Consider the following 16933-nt stretch of genomic DNA (forward strand, 5'->3'; position numbering starts at 1 on the left):
GAAAAAAGGGCGGGACCCCGGAGGGGACCCCGCCCGCATCACGCAAAAAATTGCGCGGATGGTTACTCGGTGCCCTCCAGGGGGATGAGGCGGAAGCTGTGCACCACTTCTTCATAGATGGGGCCCCACTCCTCGAACTGGCGATACACGCCGCACAGTCCCACGACGTAGGCGCTCTTGTTGCCGTACATCTTGATGTGCCACCGGTGGATTTCCTCGGGATCGTCCTTGTCCACCTCTTTATACCAGTAGGCGGATCCGCCCTCAAAGCCGTCCAGTACAATAAGGTCGGTATAATCGGGATCGGGAGAGTTGATATTCTGGAGGTCGGACTTCTTGTTTTCGTTGAACATCGTGCTCGAGGACACGTCGGGCATCCAAACCCAGTTTACGTAGATCGACAGGGCGCTGTCCAATCCGCCGCCGGCAACACCGGGGATCTTGGACTTGAGCATGCCGCCCACCGCGCCGCCGCCGGAGCCGGGCTGATACAGCCAGGTCGTGGTCTTGTCAATTTTGTCTTCCAGGGAGAACTCCTTGGGCAGCTCGAAGGCGTAGCCGTACTCGGGCACTTCTACGTCCACATACTCGCCGCTCTGACCGAAGGCCACGCCGACGGTCAACAGCATCACCAAGGCGGTGAATACCGCAAGCTTCTTCATACAAACCTCCTTGTAGGTTTTTTGAGACAAAAAAAGAGAAACGCTCCTGCTTTCTCACTGCTTAAAACTATTCCAATATTATATCATACAATTATATACGGTGTATAAAAAAGTGCGGAGGACACATACGGAAAGAAAATATGAACGATGAGCGAGCCTGTCGGTTCGTTCCCCATCCTTTTTCCTTGTCGTTTCTCATCGGAAGCGGGGGGCTGGCGGCGGTGACGACCGGATGGACAGAGGAATATTCCAAGAGTTGCACAGACATAAAAAAACAAGTATACTCGATGAAAGCACAAGAGGGGCGGACTCCCTTCGCGGCAATACCCATTGTTCGATTCCCCCCTTTCTTCGGATGTGTTTTCTGCATTCATCCGGTATGTCGGCGGGATTTCCCACAGGTTGCGCGGGGGCGGGGGAACGGATGATGCCTCATGTCGGCGCTTACATTCTCGAGGAAGAATATGCCTCAATTGAAGGAATTTAACCGGTCGAGTGCGGCGCGCATGCGCTTTCTGGTGGACACCCTCATCCGGATATCCCGGGTGAAACTCATCACCAGGGGCATTGAACAGGTGCCGGATCGCTCAACGATTTTTGTCTGCAATCACTTTACTCGCATGGAGGCAATACTGCTTCCCTACGTGATGTTGAGCAGGAGGGGCCTCCTGACCAGAAGCCTCACGGCCCAGTACGTTTTCGATGCGTTTCCCAAGGATTTCATGGCGGGCCTCGGATCGGTGCCGCTGAAGCTGGCGGACCGCGACGATCTTGCCGTCAAGAGCCTCCTTTCCGGGGAGTGCTGGATCATCTTCCCGGAGGGACGGATGATCAAGGACAAGAACGTGATGGAGGGGGACACCTTCCGCATCCACGACGGCGACGTCAAACTGGATCGTCCCCCCCACACCGGGGCGGCGGTGCTTGCCCTCAGGGCGCGGGCGGCCCTGGAGCTGTTCGAGGAGTTTGCTCGAAAACACCGTCTCGAAAACATCTTCGACCTGGAGCGGCTTGAGGACCTGAAGGTTACCCTGGTGCCGGTGAATATCACCTACTATCCGCTGCGGGTGGACGAAACCGGCCTGTCCCGGCAGGTGGAGCGACTGGCCGATTATCTGGAGAGCGTCAGTCTTTCCGACCAGCTCATCGAAGAGTTGAAGGTGGAAAGCTCCATCTTTTCCCCCGGTGTTGAAATACACGTAAACTTCGGCGAGACGATAGACATTAAGGATTATACGAAAAAGATATCCCCCACAAGCGTCTTTCCGCCCGTGGGGAAAACCCCCGGAGCGCCCTCGAAGGCCGTAAAAGACGCCGTAAACCGCCTGATGTTTCACTACATGGGGCGTATCTACCGCCTGACCACAGTCACACCGGATCACCTGGCGGCACGGCTCCTGTTCAGCATGGCGCGCCGGGGAATGGTACGGGAAAGCGTGGAAGATATCCGCCGCCGGGTGTTTCTGGCCGCCATGAAGGTCAGGAAGCTTACGGATCTCTTCATTCACGACGCCGTAGCTGAACATCCCGAAAGCCTGGTGAAATGGGGCGGGAACGCCCTGGACGGCTTTTTCGACATGGGAATCGACGAGTCCTTGATAGAAATGAAGGAAGAGCAGTTGATCATCAGGGAGCGGGACTTCAAGTGGCCCCAGGAGTTCCACGATATCCGGGTCCTCAATACCATCCAGGTCATCAACAACGAGATCACCCCGATCACCGAGGTGACAGACATCGTTGATAAAACCCTGAAGCTTTCAGGACGGCGACTTAAGGAGGAGACCGCCGGGGCGCTGGCGCTGACCGAGGAGGAGAAATACCAGCGGGACTACACCCGATTCTTTTCAAAGGATGAATCGAAGGAGCAGCGTTTCGGGTGGCCGAAGCTGACCATCGGCTCGAGAAAAACCGGCGTGCTCCTGATACACGGGTACATGGCCAGCCCCGAAGAGATGCGCCCCCTGCACGAGAGCCTTGTCCAGGACGGATACACGGTCTATTCCGTCAGGCTGGCGGGGCACGGCACATCCCCCTTCGATCTGGATACCCGAAGCTGGGAGGAGTGGTATCGCTCGGTACGGGTCGGGGTGAGCGTGATCACCAACCTGACGGATCGCTTTTTCGTATGCGGATTTTCCATGGGGGGGCTCTTGGCGTGGCACCTGGCGGCCCAGGGTCACCCGAAGTTATCGGGGATCGCATCGATTTCGGCGGCGATGAAGCTGGTGAACAGATCATCGATGCTTGCCCCGGCCATCGATTTTGTCGGCGGCGTCATGAAATTCTTCGGCGCCAAGAAGGGGCCGGTGCAGTTCGTAAAGAACAACCCGGAAAATCCGCATATCAATTATTTCAAGAATCCGATTCACGGCATCGACCAGCTTCTGGAGCTCGCGGACGTCGTCAAGGGGGAGCTTTACCGGGTGGAGATACCGGCGTTGATTCTCCAGGGGGGAGGTGATCCCACGGTGGACCCGGAGAGCGCCGGGGAGTACTACAGCGCCATCAATTCGGACATCAAGGGGCTGGTCTGGATCGATTCCCCCTATCACGGCATCGTATACCGGGGAGGGGACGAGGTGATCGACCAGGTATTGCAGTTCATTCACGATCCAAAATCGGCGCGGGAGGATTCGCATCGGTGGATTCGGGGGTAGAGATCGCCCCCGTCATCCATGATCCATATCACGGAGGGCGTCGGGCGGGGCAGGGGAACCGGAAGCCGTCTTCCCGGTGCTCCACGACGGGGCGTTACCCCGCTTTGTAAAAGGAAACGACCCGGTCGATGAGCTTCTGGATATTTTCAGACATTGGGAGTTTCCTCGCCCTTTTGACCAATTCAGAGTCGTTGCTGTACAGGGCGCAGGAATTGATCATATCAGGCCGCATGGTCATGAAGAGCTTCATCCGCTCCTCCGGCGTCAAATCGTCCCCCAGGGCGGGGAAGGTTTCCCTGAACGCGGCGTACTGACCCTGAATGGAGCAGTAACAGGCTTCCATAACCAGGTTCGTCATATGAGTGCAGCCGATGCTTCCGCCGATGGTCTCCTCCATCAATACCGAAAGCCCCCGCTTGATCTCCAGCCCCACGGCCCGGGGGAGGGCCTCCAGGGCCTTTCCGCACTCCTCGTGTGGTATCCTGATCATATGCCCCCGTATGTCCAATATCTTCATCTTCGGCAGGCCCACGTCCACCTCAACCTTCATTTCGTGGACCCTGTCCTCCATGTGGACGAGAACCGTTATACCGCCGTCGATTGAGCGAATGGATATGTCTTTTTTCCGTCGGTAGATTACATCGGTCATGCTGTCGCCCCGAAGGGATGGCGGATAATGATGGTCTGCTCGCGGTCCGGACCCACCGATATGACGGCGGCGGGAACCCCCAGGAGATCCTCGATGGTTTTGATGTACCCCCGGGCGTTGGCGGGGAGGTCGTGTACGGAGCGGACATGGGAGATGTCCTCCGTCCATCCGGGGACCTCGATGTAGTCCGGGACGACCCGTTCGAGGCTTTTTGTATCGGCGGGAAAATCGGCGTGTTTTTCAGAGTCGATAGTATATGATGTACAGATGCGTATCGGATCGATTCCGCTCAAGACATCGAGCTTCGTGATGATCAGCCCGGACAGGCTGTTAAGGCGGACGGCGTGCCTGAGGGCCACCGCATCCAGCCAGCCGCAGCGGCGACGACGGCCGGTGGTGGCGCCGAATTCGCACCCCACCTCCTGGAGCTTGTCTCCCGTCGCATCGGTGAGTTCCGTGGGGAAGGGGCCGGAGCCGACCCGGGTGGTATATGCCTTGGTGATGCCGTAGACGTCGTCGATGTCCCTGGGACCCACGCCCGCTCCCACCGCCGCATTACCAGAGACGGTGTGGGACGAGGTGACGAAGGGGTAGGTGCCGTGATCGACATCCAACAATGTCCCCTGAGCGCCCTCGAACATGACGTTGTCCCCCGCTTCGATGCGGTGTCTGAGGATCGCCGACGTATTGGCAAGGTGCGGCACCATTTGATCGGCGGCGGTCATGACGGTATCGAACACCTCGTCGATGTCGAGGGGTGTCGCGTTCAGATATTTTTCCAGGTAAAAGTTCTTTTCCGGGAGTACTGATTCCAGGCGTTCACGAAAACGGTCCGGGTTGGAGAGCTCGCCTGCGCGGAATCCAATCCGAGACGCCTTGTCCTCGTATGCGGGGCCGATTCCCCGGCCGGTGGTGCCGATCTTACCCTTCTTTCGCTTGGCCTCCCGGGCCAGATCGATGCTTTTGTGGTAGGGCATGATGATGTGCGCCTGTTCGCTGATCTTGAGCGTTTCACTGTCCGTGAAATAACCCTTATCCCTCAGATCGTTCATCTCCTGGACCAGCACCGCCGGATCGATAACCACGCCGTTGCCGATAATGCAGAGATTTCCCGCATGCAGGATACCCGAGGGGATCAGATGGAGTATGACCTGTTTCCCCCCAACCACCAGTGTGTGTCCGGCGTTATTGCCGCCCTGAAACCTGACGATAACATCCGCCTGTTCCGAAAGCAGGTCAACGATTTTTCCCTTGCCCTCGTCTCCCCACTGGGTTCCGATTATGACAATTTGAGACACGTCCTTCTCCCTCTCTTAACTTCTTCTATATTCGCGATCGGGGGCTCTTGTCTGTATCGTGCAGACAAAATAATCCGTAACGCGGCACAAGCGGCGCCGCGACGAAACGGGACGCACTTTTGCGTCCTGTGATTATATGGATTATCTTTAGAGCTTGACCTGTTGCACGGTGAGCACGTGCGGGAGTTCTTTCAGTTTTTTCATTACCTCCGGGGGGACGTCGTCGTCCACCGAGAGAATCACAAGCGCCGTCCCGCCCATCTTCGTTCGTGCCATGTGCATCAGCGCCAGATTAATGTTATTTTCGCCCAGCAAGGTGCCGATCGATCCGACGACGCCCGGTTTGTCGTTGTTTTTCAGCACCAGCATGATCCCGTGGGGGATGGCCTCGAGCTTGAATTCGTTTAGCTCCAGAATGCGGGGATTATCCACGCCGAAATTTGTCCCGGCGATGACCCGATTCCCCTGCTGTGTTTTCGCGGTGAGCCTGACCATGTTGGTGTATCCGCCGGCCTGTTCGCTTTTGGATTCCACCACCTTGATGCCCCGCTCTTTCGCGATGATGGGCGCGTTTACGTAATTGGCCTTTTCCTCCAGGATCGGCTCGAAAATCCCCTTGAGAAACGCAACGGTAATCGGCGGGGTTTCCAGATTCGTCACCTCGCCCAGGTATTCGATGTTGACCTCGGTGAGTCCCGGCAGACCGAGCTGAGACAGAAACGAGCCGAGTATCTCCGCCAGGTGGATGTAGGGCTGGATTTCCGTCGCCGCCTCGGGACTGACGGACGGCATGTTCAGGGCGTTTCTGACGATTCCCCGGGTGAGATAATCAACGATCTGTTCCGCCACCGCCACCGCCACATTCACCTGGGCCTCTTCAGTGGACGCCCCCAGGTGAGGCGTTAGGACGACCCGCTCGTGTTCCATCAGGGGGCTGGAATCCGGCGGCTCCTTTGAGAAGACGTCCAGCGCCGCTCCGCCCACGATCCCCTCGTTGAGCGCCCACAGGAGATCGTCCTCGTTGACGATGCCGCCGCGGGCGCAGTTGACGACCAACACCCCACGTTTCATCTTTGAGAAGGCGTCTTTATTGAGGAGGTTGAGCGTTTCATCGGTCTTCGGACTGTGGATGGTGATGATGTCCGCTCGGGCGAACAGCTCATCCAGTTCGACAAGCTCCACGCCCAGCTTCTCCACCGCCTCCTGGCTGATGAAGGGATCGTGCGCGATGACGTTCATCCTGAGTCCCTGGGCCCGTAATGTAACGATTTTCCCAATGTTTCCCAGGCCCAGAACGCCCAAGGTCTTGTTGAAGACCTCTTTTCCGATGAATTTTTTCTTTTCCCACAGGCCCTGCCGCATGGACTGGGTCGCCTGGGGGATGTTTCGGGAAAGGGACAGCATCATTGCGATGGAGTGCTCGGCGGTGGTGATGGTGTTCCCGCCGGGGGTGTTCATTACCACGATGCCCCGCTTGCTGGCGGCGGGTATATCCACGTTATCCACGCCGATTCCCGCCCGCCCGACGACCTTGAGGTTGTCGGCGGCTTCGATGATGTCCACGGTTACTTTTGTGGCGGATCGAATGGCCAGGCCGTGATACTGACCGATGATCTCTTTCAACTCATCGGGGGAAAGACCCGTCTTGACGTCCACCTCGATGCCGTCGGCGTTTTTAAAAATATCGATGCCCTTTTCGGACATGCTGTCGCTGACAAGAACCTTTTTCATTGTTCTATCCTCAGTCCATGTCCGTGAGAAGTTCCTGAGCAACCCGGACGCCGCTCCCCAGCTCGATAGTGGCGCCGAGCCCCTTCAACGTCATTTCCAGGGCCGCCAGGGTCATAATGATATCGTATCTGTCCACGTAGCCCATGTGAGCGATGCGAAAGATTTTCCCCTTGAGCTGGCTCTGCCCCCCTGCGATGGTGATCCCGTGGGTTTCACGAAGGCTCTTTACCACCGCCTGGCCGTCGATATCCGGCGGAGACTGGATGGCGGTGATGGAGCCGGACGGGGAGGTGGGGGCGAAAAGGCTCAGCCCCATACCGAGAGCCGCCTTCCTGGTGGCGTCGGCCATTTTTTCATAGCGGGAGAAAAGCTTTTTCAGCCCGATCTCATTGATGATATTCAACGCCTCTTTGAGTCCCACGATGAGGGATATGGCCGGCGTATAGGCGGTTTGATTCTTCAGGAGGTTCTTCTGCTCCTTGGCGAAGTTAAAATAGTATTTCGGAAGATTCGATCGCTTTACGAATTCCCAGGCCTTTTCGGAGACCGAGGCGAAGGCAAGCCCCGGCGGGAGCATCAGGCCTTTCTGGGAACCGGAAACCACCACGTCGAGGCCCCAGTCGTCCACCGGAAGATTGATGACCCCCAGGGCGCTGATGGCGTCGACGATGAGAATGGTATCGTCTTTTTTCCGGACGATGTCGGCGATTTCCTTTATAGGGTGTCCCACGCCGGTGGATGTTTCCGACGCCTGGACCATGACCGCCTTGACGTTCTTGTTCGCGTCGAGGGCGTCTGCGATGGTTTTCGGATTCACCGCCTGACCCCAGGTGACGTCGATGTTGATGGGTGTAACGCCGTAGGCTTCGGAGATCTCCGCCCATCTCTCGCCGAACTTCCCGCCCCGGACGCAGATGACCTCGTCGCCCGCGGAGAGGGTGTTGGCGACCGCGGCCTCCATCGCGCCGGTGCCGGAGCTGGCGTGTATGATGACCTCGGTTTTCGTCTGGTAAAGGTTTTTCAGGCCGTCGCGGACCTCTTCCAAAATCTCCGAAAACAGCGGAGCGCGGTGATGGATGATCGGTTCCGACATGGCGGCTAAAACCCGCTCGGGGATAGGCGTCGGCCCCGGACTCATAAGGTAGGTTTTCATCGTTGCGTGTTCCTCGTACTAACGTTGTTCACACAAAATCATCTTACTATCAAAAATACTTCCATATGTCAAGAAAGAAAAAATGAACGGCGATTCATTGTCTGCACAGCCAGAGGGTGGCTTCCGACGGATGAATCGCGATTCGTCCCGGATCGGTCGAGCTTCCCTCGTCCCGATGGGAGGAGTGGATCACCTCCCACGCGCCGCCGCGATCGGGGATGGAGAACGTCTCTTTTCCGTGGGAAAAGTTGAGTGCCACACACGCCGTCTCGTTTTCATGGTGCCTCAGATAGCAGAACAGCCGATCAGGCGCATCGTTCAGAATGGTCAGGCCGCCCCGCAAAAGGGAGGGGAGAGTCTTTCGCTTCCAGAGGAGCCTGCGGTAGAAATTGAAGAGCGAATCGGGGTCCTCCTTCTGGGCCGCGACATTGATGGTCGTGTGGTTCGGATTGATGGGGAGCCAGGGGCTCTCCGATGCGGTGAATCCGGCACCGGCACTACCCTCCCACTGCATCGGCGTGCGGCACTTGTCTCGACTGAGGGGAAGCGGCCAGTATCTGATGCCCACCGGGTCCTTAATGTCTTTCTTTTTGATGTGAAGGTTCCGCATGCCGATCTCTTCGCCGTAGTAGAGAAACGGCGTGCCCCTGAGGGTCAACAGCATCATGGCAGATACCCGGGCCCGGTCCTGGGTGCTTTTTTCCGAGAGGGCGGCGTATCTGTGGATATGTCTTCCCGGCATGTCATGGTTGGAGAGGAAATAGGTGGGGTGGGCGCATGCGGGCAGCAGGCGTTCCCATGTCCTCACCGATTCGCGAAACTGCCTCGCCTTATATGAATTGAAGCAGAAATTGAAATAGAAACAGAGGTTCAGTCCGTCATTCCCGTCCCCGTAATAGGCGATCGCCTCTTCGGGATCCTCGATGAAGACCTCGCCCACCAGCATCCGCTCTCCCTTTTTCCCGTAGGAATCGACCAGGGCGCGCATCTCCTTGGCGACTCCGATCGCCTCGGGCAGGTCCTTGTCATAGAGGTGCCGCTGCATGTCGTATGGACGCGGGCCGATACAGTAGGGATTGCTCCTGAATTGATCGTCCTTGAAGGTGTGGTTGATCACGTCCAGGCGAAAGCCGTCGACCCCCTTGTCGAGCCAGAAGCGCATCTGGTCGAGCATGGCCTCTTTCAGCTCGGAATTGCGCCAGTTGACGTCCGGCTGCTGGGGGACGAAGTGGTGGTAGTAGAATTGGCCGGTCTTCTCGTCCCATTCCCACGCCGGGCCGCCGAACACGGACTGCCAGTTGTTGGGGCGGCGGCCCCGATAGGATCCCGGATCCCGCCAGATATACCAGTCCCGCTTCGGGTTGTCCCGGGAGCTTCTGGACTCCTCGAACCATTCATGGAGGTGCGAGGTGTGGTTCGGGACGAAGTCCAGCACGATCCTGATGTTTCTCTTGTGGGCCTCGACGAGCAACTCGTCGAAGTCCTCCATCGTTCCGAATGTCGGATCGATGGCCGTAAAGTCGGAGACGTCATAGCCGAAGTCGTACATGGGCGAGGCGAAGATGGGGGAGAGCCACAGGGCGTCGACACCCAGGGAATTCTCCGTCCCGTCGTTAAGATAATCGAGCCTCTCGATGATCCCGCGGAGGTCCCCGGTGCCGTCATTGTTGGCATCCATGAAGCTCCGGGGATAAATCTGATAGAATACCCCCTCCCGCCACCAGGACGAAGCGTTCGAGCTCTCTGCTTTTTGCGGCATGGTATAACCCTGTCTTTCGTGATAAAGGCGCACGTGAAAACAGTACACCAATTTAATTATCTATCAAAAAAGGGCGGGCGTGACAAGGAAAAAGCACCGTTTGCTTCATCGGGCGAAAGATGAGTTCTTTCTCTCCCTCGTTTGACATGAGGGGACGGACACATTATGATATGGGTGAACATCCAAAATCCGAAGACGGGAGGTATCATGATCGGTATCGGGAAAAGAAGAACGGGGCGTTTTACAGGCTTTTGTGGATTGACCGTCATCCTGTTGATCGTGTGCGGAAGTGTGTCCGCCTCCGGTGAGGATACACAGCCATGGAATGAAGTTAACCTAGGGATAATATCAGTCGCCGATCCTGAAGATTTCACCTTCGCCGTCTTCGGAGACGCCCAGGAGGGGGTGGACGTGTTCCCGGTGGTGCTGGATATGATGGACAACGACGCGGATATCTCCTTTGCCATCGGGGTGGGGGACCTGGTGACCACCGGAAGCGCCGAGAACTACGATTCGATGTCCCGGCTGCTTTCCGACCGGATGACCAAACCCCTGCTGTGGGTCGCGGGAAATCACGAGTACATGGCGGGGGGACGGACACGATATAAGACGCTCGTGGGGCCGGCGGATTTCTCCTTTGTCGTCGTGGATGTCACGTTCGTGATGCTGGATGGGGCGGATCCGTCCCGTCCCCCGGAGGAACGCGTCGCGTGGCTTGAACGGGAGCTCAATCGCGCCAGGGAGCGGGGGATGTGCCTGGTCTTCCTGCATCGACCGCTGTTCGATCCCCGGGGCGAGGGATATGCCGAAGCCCTGGACGAGACGTGGGCGGGAGAATTGCTGCGGCTCTTTCAGACGTATCGTGTGCACCACGTATTCTGCGGGCACGTCCACGGGAGCTTTCACGGTCGGTGGGAGGGGGTCCCGTACGCTGTGACCGGCGGAGCCGGGGGAACGCTGGACGGGGACGATCCGAATACCTACTTTTACCACTACCTGAAGGCAAACGTGAGTGGGAACGCCCTTCGCATCGGCACCGTACGGGTGCCGATTGAAAAAAACTCCGATGATTGATTCGATGCCGGGAGGTTTCGGTATCTCGGTCCATGTCCAGCGATTCATCTCCAAGAATTGACACAACCCATGTGAAAATGTTACCATTAACCTTCAAAATTTCATTGTTTCAAGGTCCGATCGACGATTGATCCGATGAGGTTTGTATGAGGGGAACGATTTTACATATCAGGAAACGAAAAGACAGGGGAACATCGATATCCATGAAGCAGAAGAACCTGGCTCAATACAAGGCGATCGTCGGCAATGAGACAGTCGATGAAATCTATGAAAAGGCGTTGGGACTCAAAGACAAACACGTTGTCTGCATCAGCTCCACCTACCAGGGCGGGGGCGTGGCCGAAATGCTCAACAGCATGATTCCCATGTTCAACGACGTGGGATTGGAATTCGGGTGGCGGATTCTCCATGGTTCGCCGGACTTTTTTACCATCACCAAGAAGTTTCACAACGCCATGCAGGGGGACAAGATTAACCTGTCCCAGAGAAAGAAGCAGATATACTCCGAGACGAACCGGCGGTTTGCGAAGTTCACCCACCTCGACCATGATCTGGTGGTGGTGCACGATCCCCAGCCGCTGCCCCTCATCGATTATTATGAGAAGAACCAGCCCTGGATACTGCGCCTGCACATCGACATCACTCATCCCAACCGGGAACTGTGGGAGTACCTGAAGGGATACATGGGAAAATACGATCACGTGGTCGTATCCCACGAGGACTACAAGAAGAAGGACCTGAAGGTTCCCCAATCCATTATATTCCCCACCATCGACCCCTTGACCATCAAGAACAAGCCCGTCACCGTCAACACCATAAACAACTACCTGACGAAGTTCGGCGTCAAGCCGGACAAACCCATCGTCTCCCAGGTGTCGCGGTTTGACAAGTTCAAGGATCCCAAGGGGGTGCTCAAAATATTCGAAAAGGTCAGAAAGGAGATCGACTGTCAGCTGATCCTGCTGGGGTCGCTGGCCACCGACGACCCCGAGGGACAGAAGATATTCGAGGACGTCAAGAAAGCCGCGGATAGAAGCTCGTTTCGGGACGATATCCACCTGATACTGGTGGATAACGACATCCTGGTAAACGCCGTCCAGAGCGCTTCGGCGGTGGTCGTCCAGAAATCGCTCCGGGAGGGGTTCGGACTGGTCGTGTCCGAGGCGCTGTATAAAAAGACCCCGGTGGTGGCGTCCAACGTGGGGGGCATTCCGTTCCAGGTGATCGACGGAGAGACCGGCTTTCTTCACGATCCGAAGGACGTGAACGGGTTTGCGGAAAGCGTCATCCGGCTTCTGAACGACGGGGTGCTCAGGGAAGAGCTGGGGGCGAGGGGGCACGACCACGTGAGGGACAATTTCCTCATCACCCGTCTGATGCTCGACTGGTTGAAGCTGTTGGAACAATATATATAAATAAACATGAGTACTCAGTGATCAGAGGAGGAAAGGAAGAAGACAATGAAACGTCTTCTGATCGTCTCAAACCGGCTGCCGGTGACGATCGAAAAAAAACAGGATACATATACATATAGACAGAGCGTCGGCGGACTGGCCACCGCCATCGGCTCTTTTTATCAGGAATACGAGAGCATCTGGGTGGGCTGGCCGGGCATCACGTCGGACAGATTGTCCCGGGAGGATCGGATTCCGGTGCGTGAACGCCTTATGGAGGAATATAAAAACCTCCCGGTGTTTCTCTCCAAAAAGGACCTGGAGCATTACTATCACGGATTTTCAAACAAGACCATCTGGCCGCTCTTTCATTATTTTACCGAATATACCGAATACGACCGGGAAAAGTGGAGATATTACAAGAAGGTCAATCAGGAATTCTTCGACGAGGTGATGACCGTCGCCCGTCCCGACGATACCATCTGGATTCAGGACTACCACCTGATGCTCCTGCCCGAGATGCTCCGAAAGCGGCTCCCGGGGGCGTCGATCGGCTTTTTTTTGCACATCCCCTTTCCCTCCTATGAGATTTTCCGCCTGCTGCCCTGGCGGGAGGAAATCCTTGAGGGGCTGATGGGCGCCGACCTGATCGGCTTCCATACCTACGAATACGCCCGCCACTTTTTGAGCAGTGTCCATCGTCTTTTGGGACATGATTATTCCATGGGCACCATTCATACCGGCGGGAGGGTGGTGAAGGTGGATACGTTTCCCATCGGCATCGATTTTGATACATTCAACACGGCCGCATTATTACCGGAGGTGAAGCGGGAGATAACCAAATTTAAAAAAGATATACTGGGACAAAAGGTGGTCCTCTCGGTGGATCGCTTGGACTATTCCAAGGGACTCCCGCTGCGCCTTGAGGCCATCGATGCGTTTCTGAAAAAATACCCGGAGTACCGCAAGAAGGTCGTCTTCATCCAGCTCATCGTCCCCTCACGGGAGCAGGTGGATTCCTACCGGATGATCAAGACCCGGGTGGACAACCTCATCGGACACATCAACGGCCACTACGGCCGGGTCGGGTGGGTTCCCATCTGGTATTTTTATCGCTCCATGCCCTTTTCCAAGCTCATGGCCCTCTACGCCCTCGCCGACGTGGCCCTTGTGACGCCGGTCAGGGACGGGATGAACCTGGTGGCGAAGGAGTACGTGGCGTCCAAGCGCACGGGAAGGGGAATGCTAATATTAAGCGAGATGGCCGGCGCCGCCCGGGAACTGGGGGAGGCGATCATCGTCAACCCGAACGATTCCGAGGATATCATCCGGGGGCTGAAGGATGCCCTGGAGATGCCCGAGGAGGAAAAGGCGGCCAGAATGTGCTCCATGCAGAAGCGCATCAAGCACTACGACGTGGTGCACTGGGCGCAGGATTTTTTCGCCTCCCTCGATCGCATCAAGGGGCACCAGGCGGAGATGGCGATGAAGCTTTTGACGGATTCGGCCCGGGAAAAGCTGCGCGCCCGCTATGCCGGCGCGGAAAAAAGGCTCTTTCTGTTGGATTACGACGGGACGCTGGCGCCGATTGTGGATCGCCCCGAGCGGGCCGGGCCGTCGGCGGCGATTTTGGAAATTCTGTCGTCCCTGGCTTCCAATGAGAGGAACGATCTCGTCGTCATCAGCGGCAGGGATCGTGAGACGCTGGATGCGTGGCTGTCCGACCTTCCGGTATCCTTCGTGGCCGAGCACGGTGCATGGATCAAGGACCGCCCCGGAGGCGAGTGGGAGATGATCGAGCCGCTTTCCGACGACTGGAAAGAGGACATACGACCCATCTTCGACCTGTTTACCGACCGCACTCCCGGCTCTTTCGTCGAGGAAAAGAAGTTTTCCCTGGTGTGGCACTATCGGAACGTCACCTCGGAGCTGGCCAACGATCGGGTCCGGGAGCTGGTGGACGAGCTGACCGGCCTGACCGCCAATATGAACCTCCAGGTGCTGGAGGGGAAAAAGGTGGTGGAGGTGAAGAACTCCGGCATCAACAAGGGACGGGCCGCCCAGCGCTGGCTGGGGGCGGACGGGCATGACTTCGTTCTGGCGGCGGGGGACGACTGGACCGACGAGGACCTCTTCGCCGCCCTGCCGGAAGGCGCCTGCTCCATACGCATCGGCCTCGTGGCGACCCAGGCGGCCTACAACCTGGAGCGCCAGAGAGACATGCAAGAGCTTCTGGGGGAGCTGGCGGGTATTAGCTAGAACAAAAAAGATGTGGTGTTGAAAGAGAAAATGTGGTATGAACAATCAATTATTGAATGTTATCTGAAAGAAGAAAAATGCGAATAAAGCAGATAAATGTAAAAAGCCTCTTTGGCATATTTAACCATGAAATACATTTAAACATGGATGAAAGGATCACAATTATTCATGGGCCAAATGGTATTGGGAAAACTTATATTTTGAGAATGTTACATTCGTTGTTTTATAGAAATTATCATCACTTTTTAGAATATCCATTCAAGGAATTCAAAGTTTTATTTGATGATGAAAGCGAAGTTATTGTAAATAGAATTGAAGGCAATAAAAAAGAGGGGCCAGTATTAAAAATCTCAAATAAAAAAGAAGGAAAAGTTGTTAAAGGTAATAAATTTCAAGTGCCATATTTTTCCCGAAGAGAAGAATTTTATATTAGAAGATTCATAGATAGACAGATTCCTTCATTACGCAGGTTAGATGACGATGTATGGATAGATGAAAGAAATAAACAAATTATGACATTTTTTGATATATCCGTGAGGTTTCCTGATGAAGTAGCGTATTTATCAAAGGATTTGGCAAGAAAGGGAATTAGCAAAGAGAGCCTGACATTACTTAATGACAAATGGTTACAAACTATTGTGGAGAAGGTTATTGTTCAATTCATACGAGCACAAAGGTTGATAATAACTGAAGGAGATGAATATATATACCATCGTGAATCAAAATCAATGACAGATTCAGTTGTCGAATTCTATTCAAAGGATATTAAAGGTTTAATAAATGATGTTATGCGTGAATATAACACAAAATCTCAACGTTTAGATAGAGAATTCCCTAGAAAATTGTTAGAAGGAGAAGTAAATAAATCAATCGATTCGTCTAACATTCTAAACGAATTGAAAGAACTGGAAAATAGAAGAGACAAATTAGCCGAAGCTGGTTTACTGCAGGAAGAAAGCAAGTCTCCGGCAATTCCATATTCAACTTATTCAACAATCGATATAAAAAAGAAAGAGGATATGCTTTCTATATATATCGAGAATGAAAAGGAAAAACTAAGTGTTTATAATGATATTTTTAATAAAATAGAAATATTTGTCAGCATTTTAAACAGCACATACCAGTACAAAAATATATCTATAGAAGCTGATAGAGGATTTGTACTAGAAACTGATTCTGGGAATGAGCTTACGGTTAAAAAATTATCATCTGGAGAACAACATGAATTGGTTTTACTCTATCAACTGCTTTTTAAAACTCATACTAAGATGAATAGTAAAAACAAAAACACATTATTTCTAATTGATGAACCTGAGATATCCCTGCATATTGCTTGGCAACATAAGTTTTTAGATGACTTGAAAGAAATAATTGACTTAATCGGTTTTGATGTCCTTATTGCTACACATTCACCGCAAATTATTCATGGTAAAAATAATCTTATGGTTGAATTGCTTGGACCAAAAAAGTGAGAAGATAATGGTGGAGTATTATTCTTTAGAAAAAATGCATTATAAGGATATTATAACAGAAATAACAATGTTGAGAAATTCATTCGATGGTATATTTGTTCTAGTAGAAGGTATAAATGATATGGTTGTTTATAGAAATTTCTTTAAAGAGGGGAAAGTAATAATAAGATATACTGATGGAAAAGAAAATGTTGTCAAGATAGTTGAAAATCTAAATGAGAGTGGTATTCAAGGAGTTATTGGTATAATCGATGCTGATTATGATAATTATTTTGGTAAGCAGTATTCAATAGATAACCTTTTTCAAACAGATGGCTATGATTTAGAGACAATGGTATTTTTTTCTCCTGCTTTTGATAAAGTTATTAGTATTTATTGTAATAAAGAGAGAATAAAGAGATTTGAAAATAAGTGTAAAAAGAAGTTGAAAGACACAATTATTGGACATGCAAGAAGTGTTGGTTTTTTTAGATTATTGTCTTTCAATTTTAAACTGAACTTCAATAATATTGAATATGGTTATTTTATTAAGAGCAATGGAAAGTATTTAGATAAAGAGAAGATGATAAAAGCAATTTCCTTTAAGAGTAATCCTACTAAAATAACTATAAAATCAGTCATATCAAAACTTTGTTGTAGAATAAAATGTTATAACCTTTATAGTTCAATAGTGGAAGACTTAAACAAATTAGAGATGACCGGATGTAATTATATGCGAATATGTTGTGGCGATGACCTATTATCTGCCCTAGTCACTAAAAGTGTTGACAGGTGACGAGTAAATAGAAGACGAGTCACGGTCTTCCTGTTAAGATGGATTAGCCA

The 16933-nt window shown here is 53.3% G+C and carries 12 protein-coding genes; 6 read left to right on the top strand and 6 right to left on the bottom strand.

Annotated features, from left to right (window positions below):
* Nucleotides 1–62 precede the first annotated feature (62 nt).
* Complete coding sequence (locus tag JW885_10545) at nucleotides 63–662, bottom strand: hypothetical protein (GenBank protein ID MBN1882601.1); 600 nt, start codon at nucleotides 660–662, stop codon at nucleotides 63–65.
* A 464-nt stretch (nucleotides 663–1126) separates the two neighbouring features.
* Between JW885_10545 and JW885_10550 the strand changes: the two genes are divergently transcribed.
* Nucleotides 1127–3319: an alpha/beta fold hydrolase gene (locus JW885_10550; protein ID MBN1882602.1), complete on the top strand. Its 2193-nt coding sequence runs from the start codon at nucleotides 1127–1129 to the stop codon at nucleotides 3317–3319.
* Nucleotides 3320–3413: 94 nt separating this feature from the next.
* Here the strand turns inward: JW885_10550 and JW885_10555 are convergent, their stop codons facing one another.
* From JW885_10555 to JW885_10575, 5 genes are all read right to left on the bottom strand, one after another.
* Entirely contained in the window at nucleotides 3414–3968 is a 555-nt protein-coding gene (locus tag JW885_10555) for a DUF2889 domain-containing protein (GenBank protein ID MBN1882603.1), read from the bottom strand.
* Nucleotides 3965–5266, bottom strand: a complete 1302-nt coding sequence (locus JW885_10560) for an adenylosuccinate synthase (GenBank protein MBN1882604.1) — start codon at nucleotides 5264–5266, stop codon at nucleotides 3965–3967. Before JW885_10560 ends, JW885_10555 begins: the two co-directional genes overlap by 4 nt.
* 147 nt (nucleotides 5267–5413) lie before the next feature.
* Entirely contained in the window at nucleotides 5414–6997 is a 1584-nt protein-coding gene (locus JW885_10565; GenBank protein MBN1882605.1) for a phosphoglycerate dehydrogenase, read from the bottom strand.
* A 10-nt stretch (nucleotides 6998–7007) separates the two neighbouring features.
* On the bottom strand, nucleotides 7008–8150 hold the full coding sequence (locus tag JW885_10570) for an alanine--glyoxylate aminotransferase family protein (protein MBN1882606.1): 1143 nt from the start codon (nucleotides 8148–8150) through the stop codon (nucleotides 7008–7010).
* Nucleotides 8151–8244: 94 nt separating this feature from the next.
* Nucleotides 8245–9909, bottom strand: a complete 1665-nt coding sequence (locus JW885_10575) for a DUF3459 domain-containing protein (GenBank protein MBN1882607.1) — start codon at nucleotides 9907–9909, stop codon at nucleotides 8245–8247.
* A gap of 207 nt (nucleotides 9910–10116) precedes the next feature.
* Between JW885_10575 and JW885_10580 the strand changes: the two genes are divergently transcribed.
* The 5 genes from JW885_10580 (at nucleotide 10117) to JW885_10600 (ending at nucleotide 16883) form a co-directional block, all read left to right on the top strand.
* Nucleotides 10117–10983 carry a metallophosphoesterase gene (locus JW885_10580; protein ID MBN1882608.1) on the top strand — a complete coding sequence of 289 codons (867 nt, stop codon included), beginning with the start codon at nucleotides 10117–10119 and terminating at the stop codon, nucleotides 10981–10983.
* A 203-nt stretch (nucleotides 10984–11186) separates the two neighbouring features.
* The gene (locus tag JW885_10585; GenBank protein ID MBN1882609.1) at nucleotides 11187–12398 is read left to right on the top strand and encodes a glycosyltransferase; all 1212 of its coding nucleotides are present in this window, start codon (nucleotides 11187–11189) and stop codon (nucleotides 12396–12398) included.
* Between the two features lie 45 nt (nucleotides 12399–12443).
* On the top strand, nucleotides 12444–14636 hold the full coding sequence (locus tag JW885_10590; protein ID MBN1882610.1) for a bifunctional alpha,alpha-trehalose-phosphate synthase (UDP-forming)/trehalose-phosphatase: 2193 nt from the start codon (nucleotides 12444–12446) through the stop codon (nucleotides 14634–14636).
* Between the two features lie 77 nt (nucleotides 14637–14713).
* Nucleotides 14714–16108: an AAA family ATPase gene (locus JW885_10595; protein MBN1882611.1), complete on the top strand. Its 1395-nt coding sequence runs from the start codon at nucleotides 14714–14716 to the stop codon at nucleotides 16106–16108.
* A gap of 7 nt (nucleotides 16109–16115) precedes the next feature.
* A complete protein-coding gene (locus JW885_10600) occupies nucleotides 16116–16883 on the top strand; it encodes a DUF4435 domain-containing protein (GenBank protein ID MBN1882612.1) in 768 nt (255 codons plus the stop codon).
* Nucleotides 16884–16933: the final 50 nt, after the last annotated feature.

The organism is Candidatus Zymogenaceae bacterium, from assembly GCA_016931225.1.
Classification (GTDB): Bacteria; Desulfobacterota; Zymogenia; order Zymogenales; family Zymogenaceae; genus JAFGFE01.